The organism is Cellulomonas soli, assembly GCF_013409305.1.
GTDB lineage: Bacteria > Actinomycetota > Actinomycetes > Actinomycetales > Cellulomonadaceae > Cellulomonas > Cellulomonas soli.
The window spans coordinates 3,180,889-3,199,469 of sequence record NZ_JACBZJ010000001.1 but is presented as its reverse complement, the minus strand read 5'-3'; the positions used below and the strand labels follow the sequence as shown (position 1 = coordinate 3,199,469).

Annotated in this window: 19 protein-coding genes; 4 read left to right on the top strand and 15 right to left on the bottom strand. The window is 73.5% G+C overall.

From position 1 onward, the window contains the following. Positions 1-14: 14 nt before the first annotated feature. The 9 genes from BKA22_RS14640 to BKA22_RS14600 all read right to left on the bottom strand — a co-directional run bounded on the left by BKA22_RS14640 (position 15) and on the right by BKA22_RS14600 (position 8,044). Complete coding sequence (locus tag BKA22_RS14640; RefSeq protein WP_146952925.1) at positions 15-899, bottom strand: class I SAM-dependent methyltransferase; 885 nt, start codon at positions 897-899, stop codon at positions 15-17. Between the two features lie 27 nt (positions 900-926). Beyond that, entirely contained in the window at positions 927-2,099 is a 1,173-nt protein-coding gene (dusB, locus tag BKA22_RS14635) for a tRNA dihydrouridine synthase DusB (RefSeq protein WP_146952926.1), read from the bottom strand. Between the two features lie 82 nt (positions 2,100-2,181). Then, positions 2,182-2,577: a VOC family protein gene (locus tag BKA22_RS14630; RefSeq protein WP_146952927.1), complete on the bottom strand. Its 396-nt coding sequence runs from the start codon at positions 2,575-2,577 to the stop codon at positions 2,182-2,184. Positions 2,578-2,693: 116 nt separating this feature from the next. After that, positions 2,694-3,314, bottom strand: a complete 621-nt coding sequence (locus BKA22_RS14625) for a response regulator transcription factor (protein WP_146952928.1) — start codon at positions 3,312-3,314, stop codon at positions 2,694-2,696. Continuing rightward, positions 3,314-4,513: a sensor histidine kinase gene (locus BKA22_RS20425; protein ID WP_146952929.1), complete on the bottom strand. Its 1,200-nt coding sequence runs from the start codon at positions 4,511-4,513 to the stop codon at positions 3,314-3,316. Before BKA22_RS20425 ends, BKA22_RS14625 begins: the two co-directional genes overlap by 1 nt. Positions 4,514-4,553: 40 nt before the next feature. Next, positions 4,554-5,381: an ABC transporter permease gene (locus BKA22_RS14615; protein ID WP_146952930.1), complete on the bottom strand. Its 828-nt coding sequence runs from the start codon at positions 5,379-5,381 to the stop codon at positions 4,554-4,556. Continuing rightward, positions 5,378-6,391, bottom strand: a complete 1,014-nt coding sequence (locus tag BKA22_RS14610) for an ABC transporter ATP-binding protein (protein WP_146952931.1) — start codon at positions 6,389-6,391, stop codon at positions 5,378-5,380. The genes BKA22_RS14615 and BKA22_RS14610 overlap by 4 nt, the downstream gene beginning before the upstream one ends. Positions 6,392-6,459: 68 nt before the next feature. Further along, on the bottom strand, positions 6,460-6,657 hold the full coding sequence (locus tag BKA22_RS14605; RefSeq protein WP_146952932.1) for a hypothetical protein: 198 nt from the start codon (positions 6,655-6,657) through the stop codon (positions 6,460-6,462). Position 6,658: 1 nt separating this feature from the next. Further along, on the bottom strand, positions 6,659-8,044 hold the full coding sequence (locus tag BKA22_RS14600; protein ID WP_146952933.1) for a glycine--tRNA ligase: 1,386 nt from the start codon (positions 8,042-8,044) through the stop codon (positions 6,659-6,661). A gap of 123 nt (positions 8,045-8,167) precedes the next feature. On the opposite strand from BKA22_RS14600, the gene BKA22_RS14595 reads away from it, so the two are divergent. The 4 genes from BKA22_RS14595 to BKA22_RS14580 are packed head-to-tail and all read left to right on the top strand — an operon-like array spanning position 8,168 to position 11,520. Further along, positions 8,168-9,133 carry a metal ABC transporter substrate-binding protein gene (locus BKA22_RS14595; RefSeq protein ID WP_146952934.1) on the top strand — a complete coding sequence of 322 codons (966 nt, stop codon included), beginning with the start codon at positions 8,168-8,170 and terminating at the stop codon, positions 9,131-9,133. Beyond that, positions 9,130-9,948, top strand: a complete 819-nt coding sequence (locus BKA22_RS14590) for a metal ABC transporter ATP-binding protein (RefSeq protein ID WP_146952935.1) — start codon at positions 9,130-9,132, stop codon at positions 9,946-9,948. The genes BKA22_RS14595 and BKA22_RS14590 overlap by 4 nt, the downstream gene beginning before the upstream one ends. 23 nt (positions 9,949-9,971) lie before the next feature. After that, a complete protein-coding gene (locus BKA22_RS14585; RefSeq protein WP_146953106.1) occupies positions 9,972-10,934 on the top strand; it encodes a metal ABC transporter permease in 963 nt (320 codons plus the stop codon). Positions 10,935-10,944: 10 nt separating this feature from the next. Next, positions 10,945-11,520, top strand: a complete 576-nt coding sequence (locus BKA22_RS14580) for a DedA family protein (protein ID WP_146952936.1) — start codon at positions 10,945-10,947, stop codon at positions 11,518-11,520. Here the strand turns inward: BKA22_RS14580 and BKA22_RS14575 are convergent. From BKA22_RS14575 to BKA22_RS14550, 6 genes are all read right to left on the bottom strand, one after another. Beyond that, positions 11,510-11,896 (bottom strand): VOC family protein, encoded by a 387-nt coding sequence (locus BKA22_RS14575; RefSeq protein ID WP_179561799.1) that lies wholly within the window; start codon positions 11,894-11,896, stop codon positions 11,510-11,512. The genes BKA22_RS14580 and BKA22_RS14575 overlap by 11 nt on opposite strands. 49 nt (positions 11,897-11,945) lie before the next feature. Beyond that, complete coding sequence (locus tag BKA22_RS14570) at positions 11,946-12,722, bottom strand: isoprenyl transferase (protein ID WP_146952937.1); 777 nt, start codon at positions 12,720-12,722, stop codon at positions 11,946-11,948. Beyond that, positions 12,723-13,454 carry a DNA repair protein RecO gene (gene recO, locus BKA22_RS14565; protein WP_146952938.1) on the bottom strand — a complete coding sequence of 244 codons (732 nt, stop codon included), beginning with the start codon at positions 13,452-13,454 and terminating at the stop codon, positions 12,723-12,725. 171 nt (positions 13,455-13,625) lie between these two features. Further along, positions 13,626-15,371, bottom strand: coding sequence for a 2-isopropylmalate synthase (leuA, locus tag BKA22_RS14560; protein WP_146952939.1), 1,746 nt, complete (start codon positions 15,369-15,371; stop codon positions 13,626-13,628). A 125-nt stretch (positions 15,372-15,496) separates the two neighbouring features. Then, positions 15,497-16,990: an outer membrane protein assembly factor BamB family protein gene (locus tag BKA22_RS14555; RefSeq protein ID WP_146952940.1), complete on the bottom strand. Its 1,494-nt coding sequence runs from the start codon at positions 16,988-16,990 to the stop codon at positions 15,497-15,499. 90 nt (positions 16,991-17,080) lie between these two features. Further along, a complete protein-coding gene (locus tag BKA22_RS14550; RefSeq protein ID WP_146952941.1) occupies positions 17,081-18,577 on the bottom strand; it encodes an outer membrane protein assembly factor BamB family protein in 1,497 nt (498 codons plus the stop codon). Positions 18,578-18,581: the final 4 nt, after the last annotated feature.

Below are 18,581 nucleotides of genomic sequence, written 5' to 3'. Positions count from 1 at the left end.
TCCGGCCCGGTCCGTCAGGCCGTCGGCTGCCGCGCGGTCAGCGTGAAGCTCGCCGGCAGCCGTTCGGGACGGTCCCGCAGCCGGTGCTCACCCGTCTCGTCCTCGACCATCAGCCCGGGCAGCGCCTCCCACGGCACGCTGTCGTGCTCGATCAGCGCCGTCAGCTCGAGCCCCGCCTCCAGCACTGCGGTCACGATCTCGCCCACGCCGTGGTTCCACTCCACCGAGCGCGGCGAGGCGACCTTCTCCGTCCCGGCATAGCTGTACTCGTCGTTCCAGACCAGGGGTTCGACCTGCTCGAAGTACGGCAGCTCGAGCGCGACGGTCAGCTCGCCCTGCGCCGTGATCCACGGCTGCTGGGCACGGTCCTCGGCCTCCGTCGACACCGCCGCACCGAGCGCCGAGAGCAGCACCGGGTGACCGTCCCGGACGACCAGCCGCCCGCCCGGTCGCAGCAGCGCCGCGACCGTCTGCGCCCATCGGTCGATGCTGGGCAGCCAGCACAGCGCACCGATGCCGGTGTACACCAGGTCGAACTGGCGTCCGTCGAGCGCCTGCGGGGCGCTGTAGACGTCGCTCTCCACGTACTCGATGTCCGCGCCGGCGCGTGCGGCCAGGTCGCGGGCCTCGACCAAGGAGGCGCCCGAGAGGTCCACGCCCGTCACCCGGGCGCCGAGCCGGGCCAGGCTGAGGGTGTCGGTGCCGATGTGGCACTGCAGGTGCACCACGTCCAGGCCGCCGAGCTCGCCGAGCCGCGGCAGGTCGAACTGCACCACGCCCGACAGCGCCGTCGGGTCGTCCAGCAGGCGCGCCACGTTGTACCCGCGGGCGTGCACGGGTGCCCGGCTGTCCCAGTTGGCGCGGTTGACCGCCAGGTAGTCGTCCGTCGGCGTGACCATGGCGACGACCCTATGACACGGCCCGGGTCAGCCGCCCGACACCGACAGCTCGGCCTCGGCGAGCGCCCGCCGGAAGTCCTCGGACAGCTCGCGCGAGTCGAGCCAGCCGTCGGGCACGTGCGGGCGCTTGGGCGACCCGGCGCGACCGCGCTGCCCCTCGGCGGGTGCCCCCGGGTACGGCTGGTCCAGGTCGAGCGCGGCCAGACGGTCCTCCAGCTCGGTCAACGTCGAGACCAGACCCAGCTGCGCCCGCAGCTCGCCGCCGACCACGTACCCCTTGAAGTACCAGGCCATGTGCTTGCGCATCTCGCGCAGGGCCTTCGACTCCTCGCCGAAGTGCTCGACCATGAGCTCGGCGTGCCGGCGCACCACCCGCGCCACCTCGCCCAGATCGGGTCGCACCCGCACGTCCGAGCCGGCGAACGCGGCGGCCAGGTCGGCGAACAGCCACGGGCGCCCCTGGCAGCCACGGCCGACGACCACGCCGTCGCACCCGGTCTGCTCGACCATCGTCAGCGCGTCCTCGGCCGACCAGATGTCGCCGTTGCCGAGCACGGGGATGTCGGTGACGGCCTGCTTCAGCCGGGCGATCGACTCCCAGTCGGCCGTGCCCGAGTAGTAGTCGGCAGCCGTGCGCGCGTGCAGGGCGACGGCCGCGACACCCAGCTCCTGGGCGACAAGACCGGCCTCGAGGTACGTCAGGTGGTCGTCGTCGACACCCTTGCGCATCTTGATCGTCACCGGCACACCGTGCGGCGCGGCCGCGTCGACCGCGGCCTTGACGATCGCGCGGAACAGGCCGGACTTCCACGGCAGCACCGCGCCGCCGCCCTTGCGCGTCACCTTGGGCACCGGGCACCCGAAGTTGAGGTCGATGTGGTCGGCGCGGTCCTCCTCGGCGATGATCCGCACCGCGGCACCCACGGTCGCCGGGTCGACGCCGTACACCTGCACGGATCGCGGCCGCTCGTCGGGCTCGTGCGAGATGATCCGCAGCGACTCGGGGCTGCGCTCGACGAGGGCGCGCGAGGTGACCATCTCGGCGACGTAGAGCCCTGCCCCGGACTCGCGGCACAGCCTCCGGAAGGCCGCGTTGGTGACACCGGCCATGGGCGCCAGGACGACAGGCGTGGCGACGGTCAGCGGGCCGATCCGCAGGGGCGGCAGCACGCTGGTGGGCGCCGGGAGCGTCGTGGTCATGCCCCCAGTGTCGCAAACCCGCGTCGACCGGCCTCGCCCGCCCCGACCGGGGGCACCCGGGCCGGCGTCGGCGTCGTCGGGCTCAGCGCGCCTGAGGGTCCGGCTGGTGGATGCCGAACGTGTTCCCCTCGGTGTCCTGGAAGTACCCCTGCCAGGCCAGGCCCGTCAGGGCCGTCTTCGGCAGCGCGACCACACCGCCGGCCCCCTCGATCGCGGCCGCGGTGGCGTCGAAGTCCTCGACCTGCACGGTGCACACGAAGGCGTTGGTGCCCTGGCCGGCGCCGGGGGTCGGAGCCGGGCGCTGCAGCAGGCCGCCGTTGATTCCGGGCTCGTCCTCGCCGCCCGTGACGATCCCCCAGTACTCCGAACCCGCCATCGGGCCGTAGTCCTCGAACGTCCAGCCGAACACCGCGGTGTAGAACGCCCTGGCCCTCTCGACGTCGTCAGCCTGGATCTCGAAGTGCACGACACGGGGCACGCGGACCACCTCCTGCTGGGGCGAGGGATCACGGGTGCGGGAGCACCCGGCCCCACGATGCTGCGAACCGCCACGCGACGCACCCCGAGCCACGGTCGGCGGCGGGCGCGGACCGCTCAGCCGAGCATCCAGCCGTTCTCGTCGGCGATCCGCACCGCCTCGGCCCGCGTGCGGGCACCCGTCTTGCCGATGGCCGACGACAGGTGGTTGCGGACCGTGCCCTCGGACAGGACCAGGCCGCGGGCGATGTCGGCGACCGTGCCGCCCGAACGCGCCGCGCGCAGCACGTCGTGCTCGCGCTCGGTCAACGGCGAGGCGCCCGAGGTCAACGACTCGACCGCCAGCTGCGGGTCGACGACGCGCAGGCCTGCCGCCACCCGGCGGACGGCGTCCGCCAGTTGCGCAGCCGGGGTGTCCTTGACCACGAAGCCGGACGCGCCCGCGGCCATCGCCCGACGAAGGTAGCCGGGGCGTCCGAACGTCGTGACGACCAGCACCCGGCAGGCGGGCACCGCGGCCAGCAGCGGCACGGTCGCCGCGATGCCGTCCATCCCGGGCATGTCGACGTCCAGCAGGGCCACGTCGGGACCGGTGGCCAGCGCCGCCTCGACCACCTCGTCCCCGCGGCCGACCTCCGCGACCACCTCGAGGTCCGGCTCCAGGCCGAGCAGGGCGGCCAGCGCGCCGCGCACCAACGCCTGGTCGTCGGCGAGCAGCAGCCGGATCGTCTGGGCCATCAGGGCACCTGCACGCGCAGCTCGAAGCCGCCGAGAGCGGAGCGCCCGACCTGCACCGAGGCCCCGGCCGCGGCTGCCCGCTCGCGCAGCCCGACGAGCCCCGACCCGGGGACCGCCTGCGCGGCGGCCTGCGGACGACCGGACGGGCCGTGCCCGTCGTCGGCGACCACGACCGCGCGCGCATCGACCGTGATCTCGCAGCGTCGGGCATCCGCGTGCCGCAGCACGTTGGTGACGCCCTCGCGCACCACCCAGGCGAACAGCGTGCGCAGCGACTCGGGCACCGCGTCGACCGCGGTCGGCGTCGAGACCTCCAGGCCGGCCGCGGTGAGGACCGCCCGGGCCGAGGCGAGCTCGCCCGCGAGCCCGATCGCCCGGAACCCGGCGACCGTCGCCCGCACGTCCGCGAGCGCGCCGCGGGCCAGCGCCTCGACGTCCGCGACCTCCTGCGCCGCACGGGCGCGATCCACCTCGAGGAGCCGACCGGCCAGCTCGGCCTTGACGGTGATGACCGTCAGCGAGTGGCCGAGCAGGTCGTGCACGTCCCGGGCGATGCGCTCGCGCTCACGGGCGACCGCCAGGTCGGCCAGCTCCCCTCGGGCCCGGGCCAGCTCGACGTTGCGGCTCATCAGCTGGGTGAACCCGAAGATCGCCGCCGAGGCGAGCACGATCTGCACGCCGATGCTGTCGATGGAGTCCCATCCGGTCAGCAGCCGCGGCACGGCCTCCCCCAGCAGCACCAGGGCGGCCACGACGACGAGCGCCGAACGTCCGGGGAGCACGAAGACGGCGGTGACGGCCATGAAGACCAGTCCCGTCAGCGCGCTCTCGTCGGCCGCGAGCCCCATGCCGACGACCAGCAGCAGCTCGACCGCGAGGGTGGCCCACCACCACACGGTCGGCACCCGGGCGGGGTGGCCGCGGGTGCGTCGGCGCGCGACGAGCGCTGCGACGAACACCGCCGCGAACAGCACCGTGCTCAGCAGGGAGACGACCCTCCGCCATCCGGGTTCGGCGCTCCACGCGCTGGTCAGCGGGTAGCTGAGGTAGACCAGCCAGATCGCGCCGTAGAGCACCCCGAACCGGCCGCGCCCGGAGGGCCCGGTCGCCCCGGGCTCCGCAGGGCGACCGGCGACGGGCACCTGAGGGTGCGCCGCCCCGAGGGGGTCGGCCGCGATCGGGGCGAGGTCGGTGCTCACGGCGTTCACGGTAGAGGAGCAGGTCGCGCGATCCCGCACGTCAGACGCGTGCCGTGTCGCGGCGGAAGAGCCACGCGGCCCCGCCGACGAAGACCGCCGCCCACACCAGGACGTTGGCGACCGCGGCGAGCGTGACGCCGCCGCCCGTCAGCGGTGCCCGCACGAGCTCGGCCAGCCCGTACGTCGGGATGAGCTGCGCGAGGGTCGCGAACAGCCCGTCGCCCAGCGGCACGAACAACCCGCCGGCGAACGACAGCACGGCCAGGACCGGGCTGAGGATCTGCATGACGTTCTCGGCGGGCAGCAGGTAGCCCATGAACAGACCGAACGCGGCGAACACGATCGAGCCGAGCCAGGCGGCCAGCGCCGTCAGGACCCAGGCCGAGGCGTCCGCCTCGGCACCGCGAGCGGCACCGACGCCGTAGACGATCGCGACGCCCACGAGGCCGAGCACCATCGCGACCGCGATCTTGGTGGCGACGTACACCGCGGGTCGCAGCGGCGTCAGCCGCAGCTGGCGGCTCCAGCCCTGCGCACGCTCGACAGAGACCGTCGCCCCGGCGCTCGTGGCGGCCAGCATCGCCCCATACAGGGCCATGGAGACCATGACGTACGCCGTGACGTTGCCGTGGCCGGCCCCCGGCCAGCGCAGGTCGCCCGACTGCCCGACGGCGGCCGCCGACAGCGTCCGGTACTCGGGAGCGGTCCCGAAGATCAGGAAGAACGCCGCGGGCATCACGAGCGTGAAGATCGCTGTCCGGCGGTTGCGGAGCAGTCGGCGCAGCTCGACCGACAGGTAGGTGAGGGCGCCTCGCCCGACACCCGCCGTCGTCGCGATGGTCGGGCGGTCGGTGGTGGTGGCGCTCATCGGATGCTCCCGGTGGTCAGGGTCGAGGGGTTCGTGGGGTGGGTGCCGGACGGGCGGGGATCGCCGGTGTCGCTGGTCAGCGCGATGAACGCGTCCTCGAGCCCGAGGCCGGCGATCTCCAGGTCGACCGCCTGCGTGCGTGTGAGCAGGTGGCGGGCGACGGTGTCGGAGTCGCTCGTGTGCAGCAGCACCCGGTCCCCGCGCACCTCGGCACGGTCCACGCCGTCGATCGCCGCGAGGACCTCGGGCCGCGCACCGGGCAGGGTCGCGGACACGATGCGTCCGGCCGCCAGGTTCTTGACCTCCGCGGACGTGCCGTCGGCGACCACGCGCCCGTGGCGCACGAGCACGACCCGGTCGGCGTAGGCGTCGGCCTCCTCCAGGTAGTGGGTCGCGAACACGATGGTGCGTCCGCGGGCGGCGTCGGCCCGGATCGCGGCCCAGAACTCGCGTCGACCCTCGACGTCCATCCCGGTCGTCGGCTCGTCGAGCACGAGCAGGTCGGGGTCGGGCAGCAGCGCCATGGCGAACCGCAGCCGCTGCTGCTGCCCGCCGGAGCACGCGCCGACCCGTCGCCCGCCCAGGTCGCCGATCCCCGCGCGATCGAGCACCTCGGCGACCGGGCGGCTGCGCGGGAAGAAGGAGGCGGTGAGCCGTACGGTCTCGGCGACCGTGAGGTCTTTGAGGAGCCCGCCGGTCTGCAGGACCGCCGAGACCCTGCCCTGCGCGATCGCCTGGGCGGGGCTGCGCCCGTAGACCTGCACCGTGCCGGCGTCGGGCCGGGCCAGCCCGAGCAGCATGTCGATGGTGGTCGTCTTGCCGGCGCCGTTGGGGCCGAGGAACGCGACGATCTCGCCGGGGCGCACCGCCAGGTCCAGGCCGTCGACGGCGCGGACCGCGCCGAAGGACTTGTGCAGGCCGCGCAGCTCGAGCGCGAGGGTGCCAGGGCGCTCGCCCGCGGCAGTCGAGACGTCCGGGGCCGCATCCCGTGCGGCTGTCGTGGTGATCATGGGTCAAGCGTGTCGGTGCAGGTCAGGTCGGGCGCAGGGCACCCGTCACGTCCTGCCCCTGACGGATGTCACGGGTGGACGGCTGCCGCGACCTGCTGGGAGGCGACCAGCGGGAGCACGAGGAGCACCGGCGACGCGGCGCGCAGGCTCGCCCGGGCGACCCGGGAGGGGTACTCCGGTCCGACGACCCAGGTCGCCCAGCCTGCGGCGTCCAGGACGGGTCCGCCGCCGTGCGCGAGCGCAGCGGACCCGTCCTGCGCGGTCATCTCAGGCGCCGACGAGGCGCTGCGCGAGGTACCCGGTGACCTGGTCGAGCGCGACGCGCTGCTGCGACATGTCGTCGCGGTGGCGGATCGTGACGGCCTGGTCGTCCAGCGTGTCGAAGTCGACCGTGATGCAGAACGGGGTGCCGATCTCGTCCTGCCGGCGGTAGCGGCGTCCGATGGCGCCGGCGTCGTCGAAGTCGACGTTCCAGTTCTTGCGCAGCTCGGCGGCGAGGTCGCGGGCCTTGGGCGAGAGCTGCTCGTTGCGCGACAGCGGCAGCACCGCGGCCTTGACCGGCGCCAGGCGCGGGTCGAGCTTGAGCACGACGCGGGTGTCGACGCCGCCCTTGGTGTTGGGCGCCTGGTCCTCGGTGTACGACTCGACGAGGAACGCCATGAGCGAGCGGGTCAGGCCGGCCGCCGGCTCGATGACGTAGGGCACGTAGCGCTCGTTCTTGGCCTGGTCGAAGTACGACAGGTCCTGCCCGGAGTGCTCGGTGTGCGTCGTCAGGTCGAAGTCGGTCCGGTTGGCGATGCCCTCGAGCTCGCCCCACTCGCTGCCCTGGAACCCGAAGCGGTACTCGATGTCGACCGTGCGCTTGGAGTAGTGCGAGAGCTTCTCGGACGGGTGCTCGTAGAGGCGCAGGTTGTCGCGGCTGATGCCCAGGTCGGTGTACCAGGCGGTGCGCGCGTCGATCCAGTACTGGTGCCAGTCCTCGTCGGTGCCGGGCTCGACGAAGAACTCCATCTCCATCTGCTCGAACTCGCGCGTGCGGAAGATGAAGTTGCCGGGCGTGATCTCGTTGCGGAACGACTTGCCGATCTGCCCGATGCCGAACGGCGGCTTCTTGCGGGCGGCGGTGAGCACGTTGGCGAAGTTCACGAAGATGCCCTGTGCGGTCTCGGGGCGCAGGTAGTGCAGCCCGGACTCGTCCTCGACGGGGCCGAGGTAGGTCTTGAGCATCATGTTGAAGTCGCGCGGCTCGGTCCACTGCCCGCGGGTTCCGCAGTTGGCGCAGGCGATCTCGGCGAGGCCGCCCTCGGGGGCGCGGCCCTTCTTCTCCTCGAACTCCTCGAGCATCTGGTCCTCGCGGAACCGCTTGTGGCACGAGAGGCACTCGGTGAGCGGGTCGGTGAAGACCCCGACGTGACCGGAGGCGACCCACACCTGGCGGGGCAGGATCACCGAGGAGTCGAGCCCGACGATGTCGTCACGGCTGGTGACCATCGTGCGCCACCACTGACGCTTGATGTTCTCCTTGAGCTCGACGCCGAGCGGGCCGTAGTCCCACGCGGAGCGCGTCCCTCCGTAGATCTCGCCGCTGGGGAAGACGAACCCCCGGCGCTTGGCGAGGGAGACGACGGAATCCAGACGGGAAGGCGCAGCCACGATCGATCACTCCAGAGGGACGGTGGCCCGCGGCTGGGTGCAGCGGGCGAGCGTCGTCCAGGCTACCCGTCGGGGCCTCGCAGCGTTTTGACAACGGTTCTCGTCTTGATGAGAATGATCGTCATGATCTTCGCGTCGCCCTCCCCCGCCTCCGCGCGGGCACCCCGGGCCTTCCGCCACCGCCTCGCCGCGACCGCCGGGGCGACCGGCCTCGCCCTGACCCTGGCGGCCTGCGGCAGCACCACGGGGGCCTCGGGAGACTCGGGCGCCGAGCTCGACGTCCTCGCCTCGTTCTACCCGCTGCAGATGGTCGTCGAGCAGGTCGGAGGCGAGCACGTCAGCGTCGGCTCGCTCACCCCGCCCGGCGCCGAGCCGCACGACGTCGAGCTCTCCCCCGCCCAGGTCGCCCAGCTCGGCTCGGCCGACCTCGTCGTGTACCTGTCCGGGTTCCAGGCAGCGGTCGACGACGCCGTCGACGAGGCCGCACCGGCCGCCACGCTCGACGCCGCCGACGTCGTCACGCTGCAGGAAGCCGCCGCGGGCGAGGACGAGGGCGAGGAGGACCCCCACGGCACCCTCGACCCGCACTTCTGGCTCGACCCCAGCCTGATGCCCGGTCTCGTCCAGGCCGTCGCCGACGAGCTGACCAGGCTCGACCCGTCCGCGGAAGACGACTTCCGGACCAACGCGGCCGCGCTGACCCAGCGGTTCGAGGACCTCGACGCGCAGTACGAGACGACGCTCGCCACCTGCACGCAGCGCACCTTCGTGACCGCGCACGCCGCGTTCGGCTACCTCGCCGCACGCTACGACCTCGAGCAGGTCGCCATCTCCGGCATCGACCCCGAGGCCGAGCCGTCGCCCGCCCGCCTCGCGCAGGTCGAGCAGGTGATCAGCGACGCCGGGGTGACCACCGTGTTCTTCGAGACGCTCGTCAGCCCCAAGGTCGCCCAGACCCTCGCCGACGACCTCGGGATCCAGGCCGCCGTGCTCGACCCCATCGAGGGTGTCACCGAGGAGGGCGCCGACTACTTCACCATCGCGCAGGCCAACCTCGAGGCCCTGTCCGTGGCATCGTCCTGCTCGTGAGCACCGACACCGCACGCGCGGCCACCACGGACGCCACCGCCCCGACACCCGTCGTCGAGGCCCGGGACCTGTCCGTCACGCTCGGCAGCCAGCGCATCCTCAGCGGCATCGACCTGACGGTGCGCCGCGGGGAGGTGCTTGCGCTGCTCGGCGCGAACGGCTCGGGCAAGTCGACCCTCGTGCGCTCGCTGCTCGGCGTGGTGCCCACCAGCGGGGGGCAGGTGCGCCTGTTCGGCGAGCCGCTCGGCCCCTCCGCACCCTGGGACCGCGTCGGCTACGTCCCGCAGCGCCTGCCCGCCGCGTCCGGCATCCCCGCCACCGCGCTGGAGGTCGTGACCTCCGGCCTGCTGCACGGTCGCACCCTGCGCCTGCCGCGCGGAGCCCGCCGACGCGCCCTGGCCGCGCTCGTCGACGTCGGCATGGCCGACAAGGCGCAGCGCCGGGTGCACGAGCTGTCGGGCGGCCAGCAGCAGCGCGTGCTCATCGCCCGCGCCCTCGTCCGCGAGCCCGAGCTGCTCGTGCTCGACGAGCCCACGTCCGGCATCGACGTGCCGACCCAGTCCACGTTCGTCGAGACGGTCGCCCGGCTGCACGAGGGCGGCACGACGGTCGTGGTGATCCTGCACGAGCTCGGCCCGTTCGCCCCGCTGATCCAGCGCGCGATCGTCCTGCGGCACGGCAGGGTCGCGCACGACGGCCCGCCACCGCAGCCGCGCAGCGACCACGCCTCCGCGCACCACGACCACACGCACGCCCACCCCGACCCGACCCCGCCGGGCACGGGCCCGACGCTCTCCGTGGAGGTCACCCCGTGATCGACTGGGCCCAGGTCGCGCAGATGCTCGCCTCCCCCCTCATGCAGCGCGCCATGCTGGTCGCGCTGATCGTCGGGGCCGCCGCGCCCGTCGTCGGCACGTTCCTCGTGCAGCGCCGGATGGCGCTCATGGGCGACGGCATCGGCCACGTCGCGCTCACCGGTGTCGCGCTCGGCTGGCTCGTGGGCAGCTGGGCGGGGCTCGTCCCCCAGGACTCCCTCGCGCTGCCCGGTGCCGTCGTGGCCGCCGTCGTCGGGTCCGTCGTCATCGAGCTCGTGCGCGAACGAGGACGCACGAGCGGCGACCTGGCGCTCGCGCTCATGTTCTACGGCGGCATCGCCGGTGGCGTGCTGCTCATCAAGGTGGCGGGCGGCACCAACGCCAACCTGGTCAGCTACCTGTTCGGGTCCATCTCCACGGTGTCGAGCGCCGACCTGGCCTGGACGGTCGCGCTCGCCGTGCTCATCCTCGTCGTCGGTGTCGGCCTGCGGCACGCGCTGTTCGCCGTGAGCCAGGACGAGGAGTTCGCCCGGGCGAGCGGGCTACCCGTGCGCGTGCTGTCGATGGTCGTCGCCACGCTCGCCGCGCTCACCGTGACGGTGGCCATGCGCGTCGTCGGCGCACTGCTGGTCAGCGCGCTCATGATCGTCCCGGTCGCGATCGCGCAGATCGTGGCCCGCTCGTTCAGCCGGACGATGCTCCTGGCCAGCGGCGTGGGGGCCGGGGTCAGCATCGTCGGGCTCGTGCTCACCTACTGGCAGGACATCCCGCCCGGGGCGACCATCGTGGTGCTCGCCATCGTGCTCTACGCCGCGGTCGCGGTGCTGCACCCGGTGCTGCGTCGACCGGTACCCGCCGGCGACCCGCACCCGGACCTGGTCGACGACCTGCTCATCGTCGACGACGTGCAGGACGAGCCGGTCTGCCTGCCGGACGTGACCGACAAGACCCCGCGTACAGGTAAGGCGACCCTCACAAGCGGCTAGGATCGTGGCCATGACGGACGTGGCGGAGGCGTACGGGCTCGGCGGCCTGCCGATCGCCGGTGTGCTCGCCGCCCTCTTCCTCATCGTGCTCGCGCGGTCCCACGGCACGTACTGGCTGGCCCGCGCCGTCACCCGCGTCGGCACCTCCGGTCGCGGCCCCGCGTGGTGGCGCGCCCTGCTGGTACGGGCCGACGGCTGGTCGGCGACCCCCGGCGCACGCCGCGGGCGCGCGCTCGTGCACCGCTGGGGGCCCGTCGCCGTCACCGCCGCCTACGTGACCGTCGGACTGCAGACCGCCGTGATGCTCGCCGCCGGCCTGCTGCGGATGCCCTACCTGCGGTTCACGCTCGCCTCGCTGCCGGGAGCTGCCGCCTGGGCGGTCATCTGGGGCACCGTCGGGCTCGGCGCCGTGTGGGGAGCGGTCCGGCTCGCAGCCGCCTCGCCGTGGGCGCTCGCGGTGGTCCTGCTCGCGGTCGCGGTCGGCGTGGTGCTGCGCTGGCGCACCCGGCGCGCGGCCGTCGCCGACCCGGCCGCACCCGCGGCGCAGGGCGCCGCACTCGTGGCGACCGAGGCCGTCAGGGACTGACCTGCGCGGGCCCGTCCGCCTCGGGCTCGTCGACCTGGGGCTGTTCGACCCGGGATTCCTGCGGTGCGGGCAGCACGCAGAACTGGTTGCCGTCCGGGTCCTCGAGGACCGCCCAGACGAACCCCTCGTGCTCGTGCCGCGCGACCTCAGCGTCCCGGTCGACCGCGTGCACGTCGACATGCCCGCGGTTCTTGCCCGGCGTGGGGTCCTCGACACGCTGGAACCCCAGCGGCGTGCCCCCCGCGGCGGGTACCACGAACACGAACCAGCCGTCGTCCTGGTCGTGCACCTGGCCGTCGAGCTGCCGCGCCCACCAGGTGGCGAGCGCCCGGGCGTCACGCGTGTCGAAGGTCACCATGCCCACCGAGACGGTCATCACCCGACCCTAACGGGCCGCCACCTGCACGGGCACGGCCCGGCGCCGATCAGGCGGGGGTCGGTGCGTCGATCGCGCCGCCGTAGCGGCGATCCCGCCGGGCGTAGGTCTCCACGGCCCGCCACAGGTGCCGTCGGTCCACGTCCGGCCACGGCTCGTCGAGGAACACCAGCTCGGCGTAGGCCGCCTGCCAGAGCATGAAGTTCGACGTGCGTTGCTCGCCCGAGGAGCGCAGGAACAGGTCGACGTCCGGCAGGTCCGGCTCGTCGAGGTAACGCTGGACGGTCTTCTCGTTCACGCGGTCCGCCTTGAGGCGGCCGGCCGCGACGTCCATCGCGATCGCCTTGGCGGCGTCGGCGATCTCGGCGCGACCGCCGTAGTTCACGCACATGGTCAGCGTGCAGGTCGAGTTCCCGGCGGTCAGCCGCTCGGCCTCCTCGAGCTCGGCGATCACCGAGCGCCACAGCCGCGGGCGCCGGCCCGCCCAACGGACCCGCACACCCCAGTCGTTCATCACGTCACGGCGACGACGCAGCACGTCCCGGTTGAACCCCATGAGGAAGCGCACCTCCTCGGGCGAGCGCGACCAGTTCTCCGTGGAGAACGCGTACGCCGACACGTACTCCACGCCGATCTCGATCGCGCCGGCCACGACGTCCAGCAGGGAGGCCTCCCCCGCGGCGTGCCCCTCGGTGCGCGGCAGCCCCCGGGCGTTGGCCCAGCGACCGTTGCCGTCCATGACGACGGCCACGTGCCGCGGCACGAACTGCTTCGGGATCGCCGGCGGACGCGCGCCGCTGGGGTGGGGCGGGGGTGGGACCGGCATCTAGACCCTCTCGACCATCGGGAGCGAGCGCAGCTGGCGCTCGAGGTGGAACTGGCAGTAGGCGGCGACCAGGCCGTTGCCCTCGCCGCGGTGCCGCTCGGCGCTCGCGTCGGCGACCGACCAGTCACCGGCGAGCAGCGCCGCGAGCAGCACGAACGTCTCCGGTGCGGGGGCCGCGGCACCCGGCGGCCGGCACGCCTGGCACACCGCACCACCCGAGGCGATCGCGAACGCGTGGTGCGGCCCGACCGCGCCGCACCGCGCGCAGTCGGTGAACGACGGCGCCCAGCCCGCGACCGCGAGCGCCCGCAGCAGGTACGAGTCGAGCACCAGGCCCGGCGTGTGCTCGCGCCCGGCGAGCGCCCGCACGGCGCCGACCAGGAGCCAGTACTGCTGCAACGCGGGCTCGTGCTCGGTCTCCACGAGCCGTTCGGCCGTCTCGAGCATCACGGTGCCGGCCGTGTACAGCGCGTAGTCCTCGCACACCGGCCGCCCGTAGGCACCCAGGGTCTCGGCCTGGGTGACGATGTCGAGGTTGCGTCCCGTGCTCAGCTGCAGGTCGACGTGCATGAACGGCTCGAGCCGGGAGCCGAACCGGGACGACGTGCGCCGCACGCCCTTGCCGACAGCACGGACCTTGCCGTGCTGCCTGGTCAGGAGCGTGACGATCCGGTCGGCCTCGCCCAGCTTGTGGGTGCGCAGGACGAGCGCCTCGTCACGGTAGAGGCTCATGCGCGGATCACCGGACCATTCTCCCCTGCGCCGCCGACACGGCTGTGGTCGACACGTGTCGGCGACGCGGGGTCTTCGCGCAGGGCGGGGCAACGGGATCGCCGCGGCCGTCCCTGCGCACCCGGGCCGCGCCGGTCGGGGTCACCGACCCGGCGCAGTCCGGGAAGCCGCTCAGCGCTCGTACCGGTTGACCGCGGAGATGATCGCCTTGAGGGAGGCCGTCGTGATCGACGGGTCGATGCCGACACCCCACAGGATCTGGTCGCCGACCGCGCACTCGACGTACGCGGCCGCCGTCGCGTCGCCGCCGGCGGACAGGGCGTGCTCGGCGTAGTCGAGGACGGCGACGTCGACCCCGAGCGACCTCATCGCATCGACGAACGCCGCCACCGGACCGTTGCCCGCACCCTCGAGCGTGCGCAGCGTGCCGTGGTCGACGATGTCGACCGAGAGCGTGTCCGGGCCGTCCTCGACACTCGTCGCCCGGGTGCCCCGCAGCGCGAACCGGCCCCACGGCGCGAGCGGCCCGCCCGGCTCGACGGGAAGGTACTCGTCGTTGAAGATCCGCCACAGGTCGTCGGCCGTGACCTCCGTGCCGTGCTGGTCGGTGTGCCGCTGCACGACCTGCGAGAACTCGATCTGCAGCCGACGCGGCAGGTCCAGGTCGCGCTCGGACTTCAGCAGATACGCCACACCGCCCTTCCCGGACTGCGAGTTGACGCGGATGATTGCCTCGTAGGAGCGGCCCACGTCCTTGGGGTCGATCGGCAGGTAGGGGACGGCCCAGACCACGTCGTCGACGGTCTTCCCCTGCGCGGCGGCGGTCGACTCGAGGGCGTCCAGGCCCTTCTTGATCGCGTCCTGGTGCGAGCCCGAGAACGCGGTGAAGACCAGGTCGCCGCCGTACGGGTGCCGCTCGCCGACCGGCAGCTGGTTGCAGCGCTCGACCGTGCGGCGCACGTGGTCCAGGTCGGAGAAGTCGATCTGCGGGTCGATGCCCTGGCTGAACAGGTTCATGCCCAAGGTCACCAGGCACACGTTGCCGGTGCGCTCGCCGTTGCCGAACAGGCAGCCCTCGATGCGGTCGGCCCCGGCCAGGTAGCCCAGCTCGGCGGCCGCCACGCCCGTGCCGCGGTCGTTGTGCGGGTGCAGCGAGATGACCACGTTCTCGCGGTACCGCAGGTGCCGGCCCATCCACTCGATCGAGTCGGCGTACACGTTCGGCGTGGCCATCTCGACCGTGGCCGGCAGGTTGATGATGACCTTGCGCTCGGGTGTCGGCTCCAGCACCTCGAGCACCGCGTTGCAGATGCGGACCGCGAACTCCAGCTCGGTACCCGTGTACGACTCCGGGGAGTACTCGTAGAAGACCTCGGTGTCGGGGACGAGCTCCTCGAACTTCTTGCAGAACCGGGCGCCGGACACCGCGATGTCGACGATGCCGTCCTCGTCGGAGCGGAAGACCACCTCGCGCTGCAGCACCGACGTCGAGTTGTACAGGTGCACGATCGCCTGCTTGGCGCCCGCGATCGCCTCGTACGTGCGCTCGATCAGATGCTCACGGGCCTGCGTGAGGACCTGGATGACGACGTCGTCGGGGATGCGGTCCTCCTCGATCAGCATCCGCACGAAGTCGAAGTCGGTCTGCGAGGCCGCCGGGAAACCGACCTCGATCTCCTTGTAGCCCATCTGCACCAGCAGCTCGAACATCTCGAGCTTGCGGGCGGGGTTCATCGGCTCGATCAGCGCCTGGTTGCCGTCGCGCAGGTCGACCGCGCACCAGCGGGGCGCCTTCTCCACGTGCTTGTCCGGCCACGTCCGGTCCGGCAGGTCGACGGTGAGCTGCTGGTGGAACGGGCGGTACTTGTGCACGGGCATCCCCGAGGGCTGCTGGGGGTTGCGCTCGTCGTACGTCATGGCGGGAGTTCCTTCGCTCGTCTTCGGCGGGTCAGCCGGCACAACGGACACCGCGACGAGGATCCGGCCTAGAAGGCCTCGTCGCGGCAGCGAAGGAGGAGGGTACGAGCGAGCACGGTGCCACCCTAGCGCAACGCCACGAGCAGACCGTCACCCGATCCGTAGAGCAGACCGCCGAGCCGCAGCACGGTGTCGACCCTGCGCGGCGTCGACGCCTCCCAGACCAGGTCGCCGGAACGCAGGCCGATCGCCTCGACGACCGTCCCCTCCCCCGGCAGCCGCCGCACGACGAGCATCCGCTGCCCGTCGGACTGGACCGAGACGACCCCCAGCCCCACGGGCCGCCACCACAGCCGCTCGCCCGTGCCGGCGTCGACCCCGACGAACGTTCCGGACCCGCGCAGCACGACCACACCGCCGACGTCCGCGTCGACCGCAGAGGAGTGCACCGGCGCGCGCCACACCTCCTGACCGGTCTGCTGGTCGTAGGCCCGCACCCGCCCGCCGTACGGGTCGGCCGCGAGCGTCGACGCCGTGAACAGCAGACCCGAGCTCCCGTCCGCGACCGAGGGCTCGACGAGCACCCCGCGCAGCCCCGGGCTCGCCGAGCCGTCCGCACGGACGAGCGTGCTGGTCACCTCGATGCCGTCGGCCTGCAGCTCGTACCGGATCCGCACCAGGGTCCCGTCAGGACGGAGCCGGACCACGTCCGCCCCGCCCTGCCCGGGATCGACCGTCTGCGGGTCACCGGTGCGCGCGTCGAGCACCCGGACCGCCCCCACCCCGACGATGAGCACCCGCTCACCGTGCGCCTCCAGGCGCATGCCGTGCGGGACCGACATCGATGCCGAGCTGCGCACGACCGACACCCACCGGCGGCGACCGGACGCGACCGCGAGCCGCTCGACGGCCACGACACCGCCCTCGACGCGGCCGAGCACCACGTCGGCACCCAACGGCTCCAGGACGAGCACCATGCCGTCGAGCCCGACCGCCCGACGCACCGCGCCTGTGGCCGGGTCGAGCACGAGCACCGTCGTGCGGGCGCCGACCAGTCCGGCGGGATCCTGCTCGGTCTCCGCGGGCAGGTCTCCCGGGGCAGGTTCGCGGGGCGCGCCGACCGCGCAGACCACCGCCCGGGGCTCCTCGACGACCGTGCACAGCACGGCGTCCTCGTCCGGTCGGGCATCCAGGGGCACCGTCCACCGCCGCGCGCCCGTCACGACGTCCAGCCCCACGAGCGCCCGCCTGCCCGTCGACCAGCCCGCCACGACGACCACGTCACCGGCGAGCACCGGAGCGACCGTCTCGTCGTAGGACACCATCCAGCGCACCGCGGGCGGCGCCGCGAGGGTCTGCACCCCGCCGGCGAAGGCCGCCGGGCGCGTGACCTGGTGCCGCTCCCACGCCGTCACCCCCGCCGGGACCGCCACGACCGTCGCCGCCACCAGGACGAGTGCGACCAGTGCCAGCTCCGCGGCGCGGCGCGGTCGGGTCGCGGCCCACCCGCGCACACGGGACACCCCCGCACCCAGCCGCTCCGGCCCGCTGCGGGGACGCACGCCGGCGGTCTCGACCTCGTCCGGCTCGTCGGTCTCGTCGACCGGGACGGGGCGCATCGACGCTCCGGGATGCTGCGTAGGACCACCTCCTCGCACCGCCCGAGCCACCGGCCATGGTCACAGTCACGGTCACGGTCACGGGACCGCTCAGCCCAGGACCAGGACCTCGTGCGCCGTGCGCACCAGCAGATGACCCGCGACGCCGCTGACGCCGACCACACCTTCCGGCAGCGGCACGCTCCAGTAGCGGACGCCGTCCTGCAGGCCGAGCCCCACCAACCCGGGCCCACCACCCGGGGCCACCCCGGGGGCGAGGACCAGCGCACCGTCGCTCACCGGACGCCACGGCAACGGGCCCTCCACCTGGGTCGTCCACAGCACGCGCCCGTCGACCGGGTTCAGGACGCCGTACCCGTCCTCACCCGCCACGACCAGTCGACCCGACACGAGCGCGACGGCGTCGAGCCGCTGCTCGAGGGTCCACCGCTCCTGGCCGGACCGTGCGTCGACGCCCTGCAGCGCCGCACCGGTGTCGACCACGATCACGTCGTCCGCCGACCCGTCGTCCGTGACCGCCGGTGCCGGCAGCGCGGGCAGCGCGAACAGCCGGGCCCCGGACGCGTCGCGCCACCAGCCGCCCTCCGCCGTGGTCCACGACCCGAGATGGTCGCGCACCGCCACCAGCCTGATCGAGGAGAACTGCGCCGTCGGGACCAGCTCGGTGCCGTCACCCGCGGCCAGCGCCGCAGCGGCCGACCCTGTCACGAGCACGAACGACGTCGTCGCGCGGACCTGGACCGACACCGAGGTCGACCAGGCCGGGAGCGTGTCGCCCGTGGGACGCGTCCACCGGACGGCGCCGGTACGGGCGTCGTGGCGGGCCACCTGGACGGCCCCACGGTCGTCCGCGCGCACCACGACCACGTCGTCGGCGAGCCGGGCCGCACCCAGCAAGCGACCCGGGACGGGCCAGCGTCCCACCTCGTGGCCGTCCAGGCCGTCGAGGGCGACGACCTGGCCGCGGCCGAACCACACCTGCGGGTCCGGCCCGGTGAGCGTGCACACCACGAGCGGCCCGACGTCACCGCCGTCGGAGGGGCAGCGGACCGTGACGCCCGCGGTGCTCGCGACCCCCGTGGTCCGCGGCGCCGTCACCACGTCGGCGAGCCCGAGCGACCACCGTCGCCCGCCGTCGGTCACGTCGAACCCGGACAGCCGCCACACGCCGTCGGTGTCGTCGACGGCGACCAGCGTGTCCCCGGACACCAGGACGGCCTCGTCCGCCGCGGAGGCGACCGGGGCCCGCCAGAGCTCGTGCGGCGGGGTGTCGAGCGGTCGCACCAGGCCGGGCACCGCCGCGATCACCTCGGCACGCCGCGCCTCGCGGGCATGCAGCACGGCGAGGACCGCGGAGAGCACGAGGCCCGCGACGACCACGGACCCGATCACGACGAGCAGGGTCGTGCGCCCGGGACGGCTCGCGCGCTCGCTCGCGCCCGCGGGCCCGCGCCCTGCGGGTGGACGTCGCGCCCCCGGGTCGTACCCGGCAGGCCCGTCCCCCAGGGGCAGGACCGAGGTGGCCGCCTGGCTCTCGTCGAGCTCGACGCGCTGCATCTGCGCAGACGACAGCCTCTTCGCCGTCACACGG

What these genes read in the sequence shown, in the direction of transcription:
- BKA22_RS14640 (WP_146952925.1), bottom strand. Translation starts at nt 899, where the DNA reads ATGGTCACGCCGACGGACGACTACCTGGCGGTCAACCGCGCCAACTGG.
- dusB (WP_146952926.1), bottom strand. Translation starts at nt 2,099, where the DNA reads ATGACCACGACGCTCCCGGCGCCCACCAGCGTGCTGCCGCCCCTGCGG.
- BKA22_RS14625 (WP_146952928.1), bottom strand. Translation starts at nt 3,314, where the DNA reads ATGGCCCAGACGATCCGGCTGCTGCTCGCCGACGACCAGGCGTTGGTG.
- BKA22_RS14615 (WP_146952930.1), bottom strand. Translation starts at nt 5,381, where the DNA reads ATGAGCGCCACCACCACCGACCGCCCGACCATCGCGACGACGGCGGGT.
- BKA22_RS14610 (WP_146952931.1), bottom strand. Translation starts at nt 6,391, where the DNA reads ATGATCACCACGACAGCCGCACGGGATGCGGCCCCGGACGTCTCGACT.
- BKA22_RS14605 (WP_146952932.1), bottom strand. Translation starts at nt 6,657, where the DNA reads ATGACCGCGCAGGACGGGTCCGCTGCGCTCGCGCACGGCGGCGGACCC.
- BKA22_RS14595 (WP_146952934.1), top strand. Translation starts at nt 8,168, where the DNA reads ATGATCTTCGCGTCGCCCTCCCCCGCCTCCGCGCGGGCACCCCGGGCC.
- BKA22_RS14585 (WP_146953106.1), top strand. Translation starts at nt 9,972, where the DNA reads ATGCTCGCCTCCCCCCTCATGCAGCGCGCCATGCTGGTCGCGCTGATC.
- BKA22_RS14580 (WP_146952936.1), top strand. Translation starts at nt 10,945, where the DNA reads ATGACGGACGTGGCGGAGGCGTACGGGCTCGGCGGCCTGCCGATCGCC.
- BKA22_RS14575 (WP_179561799.1), bottom strand. Translation starts at nt 11,896, where the DNA reads ATGACCGTCTCGGTGGGCATGGTGACCTTCGACACGCGTGACGCCCGG.
- BKA22_RS14570 (WP_146952937.1), bottom strand. Translation starts at nt 12,722, where the DNA reads ATGCCGGTCCCACCCCCGCCCCACCCCAGCGGCGCGCGTCCGCCGGCG.
- recO (WP_146952938.1), bottom strand. Translation starts at nt 13,454, where the DNA reads ATGAGCCTCTACCGTGACGAGGCGCTCGTCCTGCGCACCCACAAGCTG.
- leuA (WP_146952939.1), bottom strand. Translation starts at nt 15,371, where the DNA reads ATGACGTACGACGAGCGCAACCCCCAGCAGCCCTCGGGGATGCCCGTG.
- BKA22_RS14555 (WP_146952940.1), bottom strand. Translation starts at nt 16,990, where the DNA reads ATGCGCCCCGTCCCGGTCGACGAGACCGACGAGCCGGACGAGGTCGAG.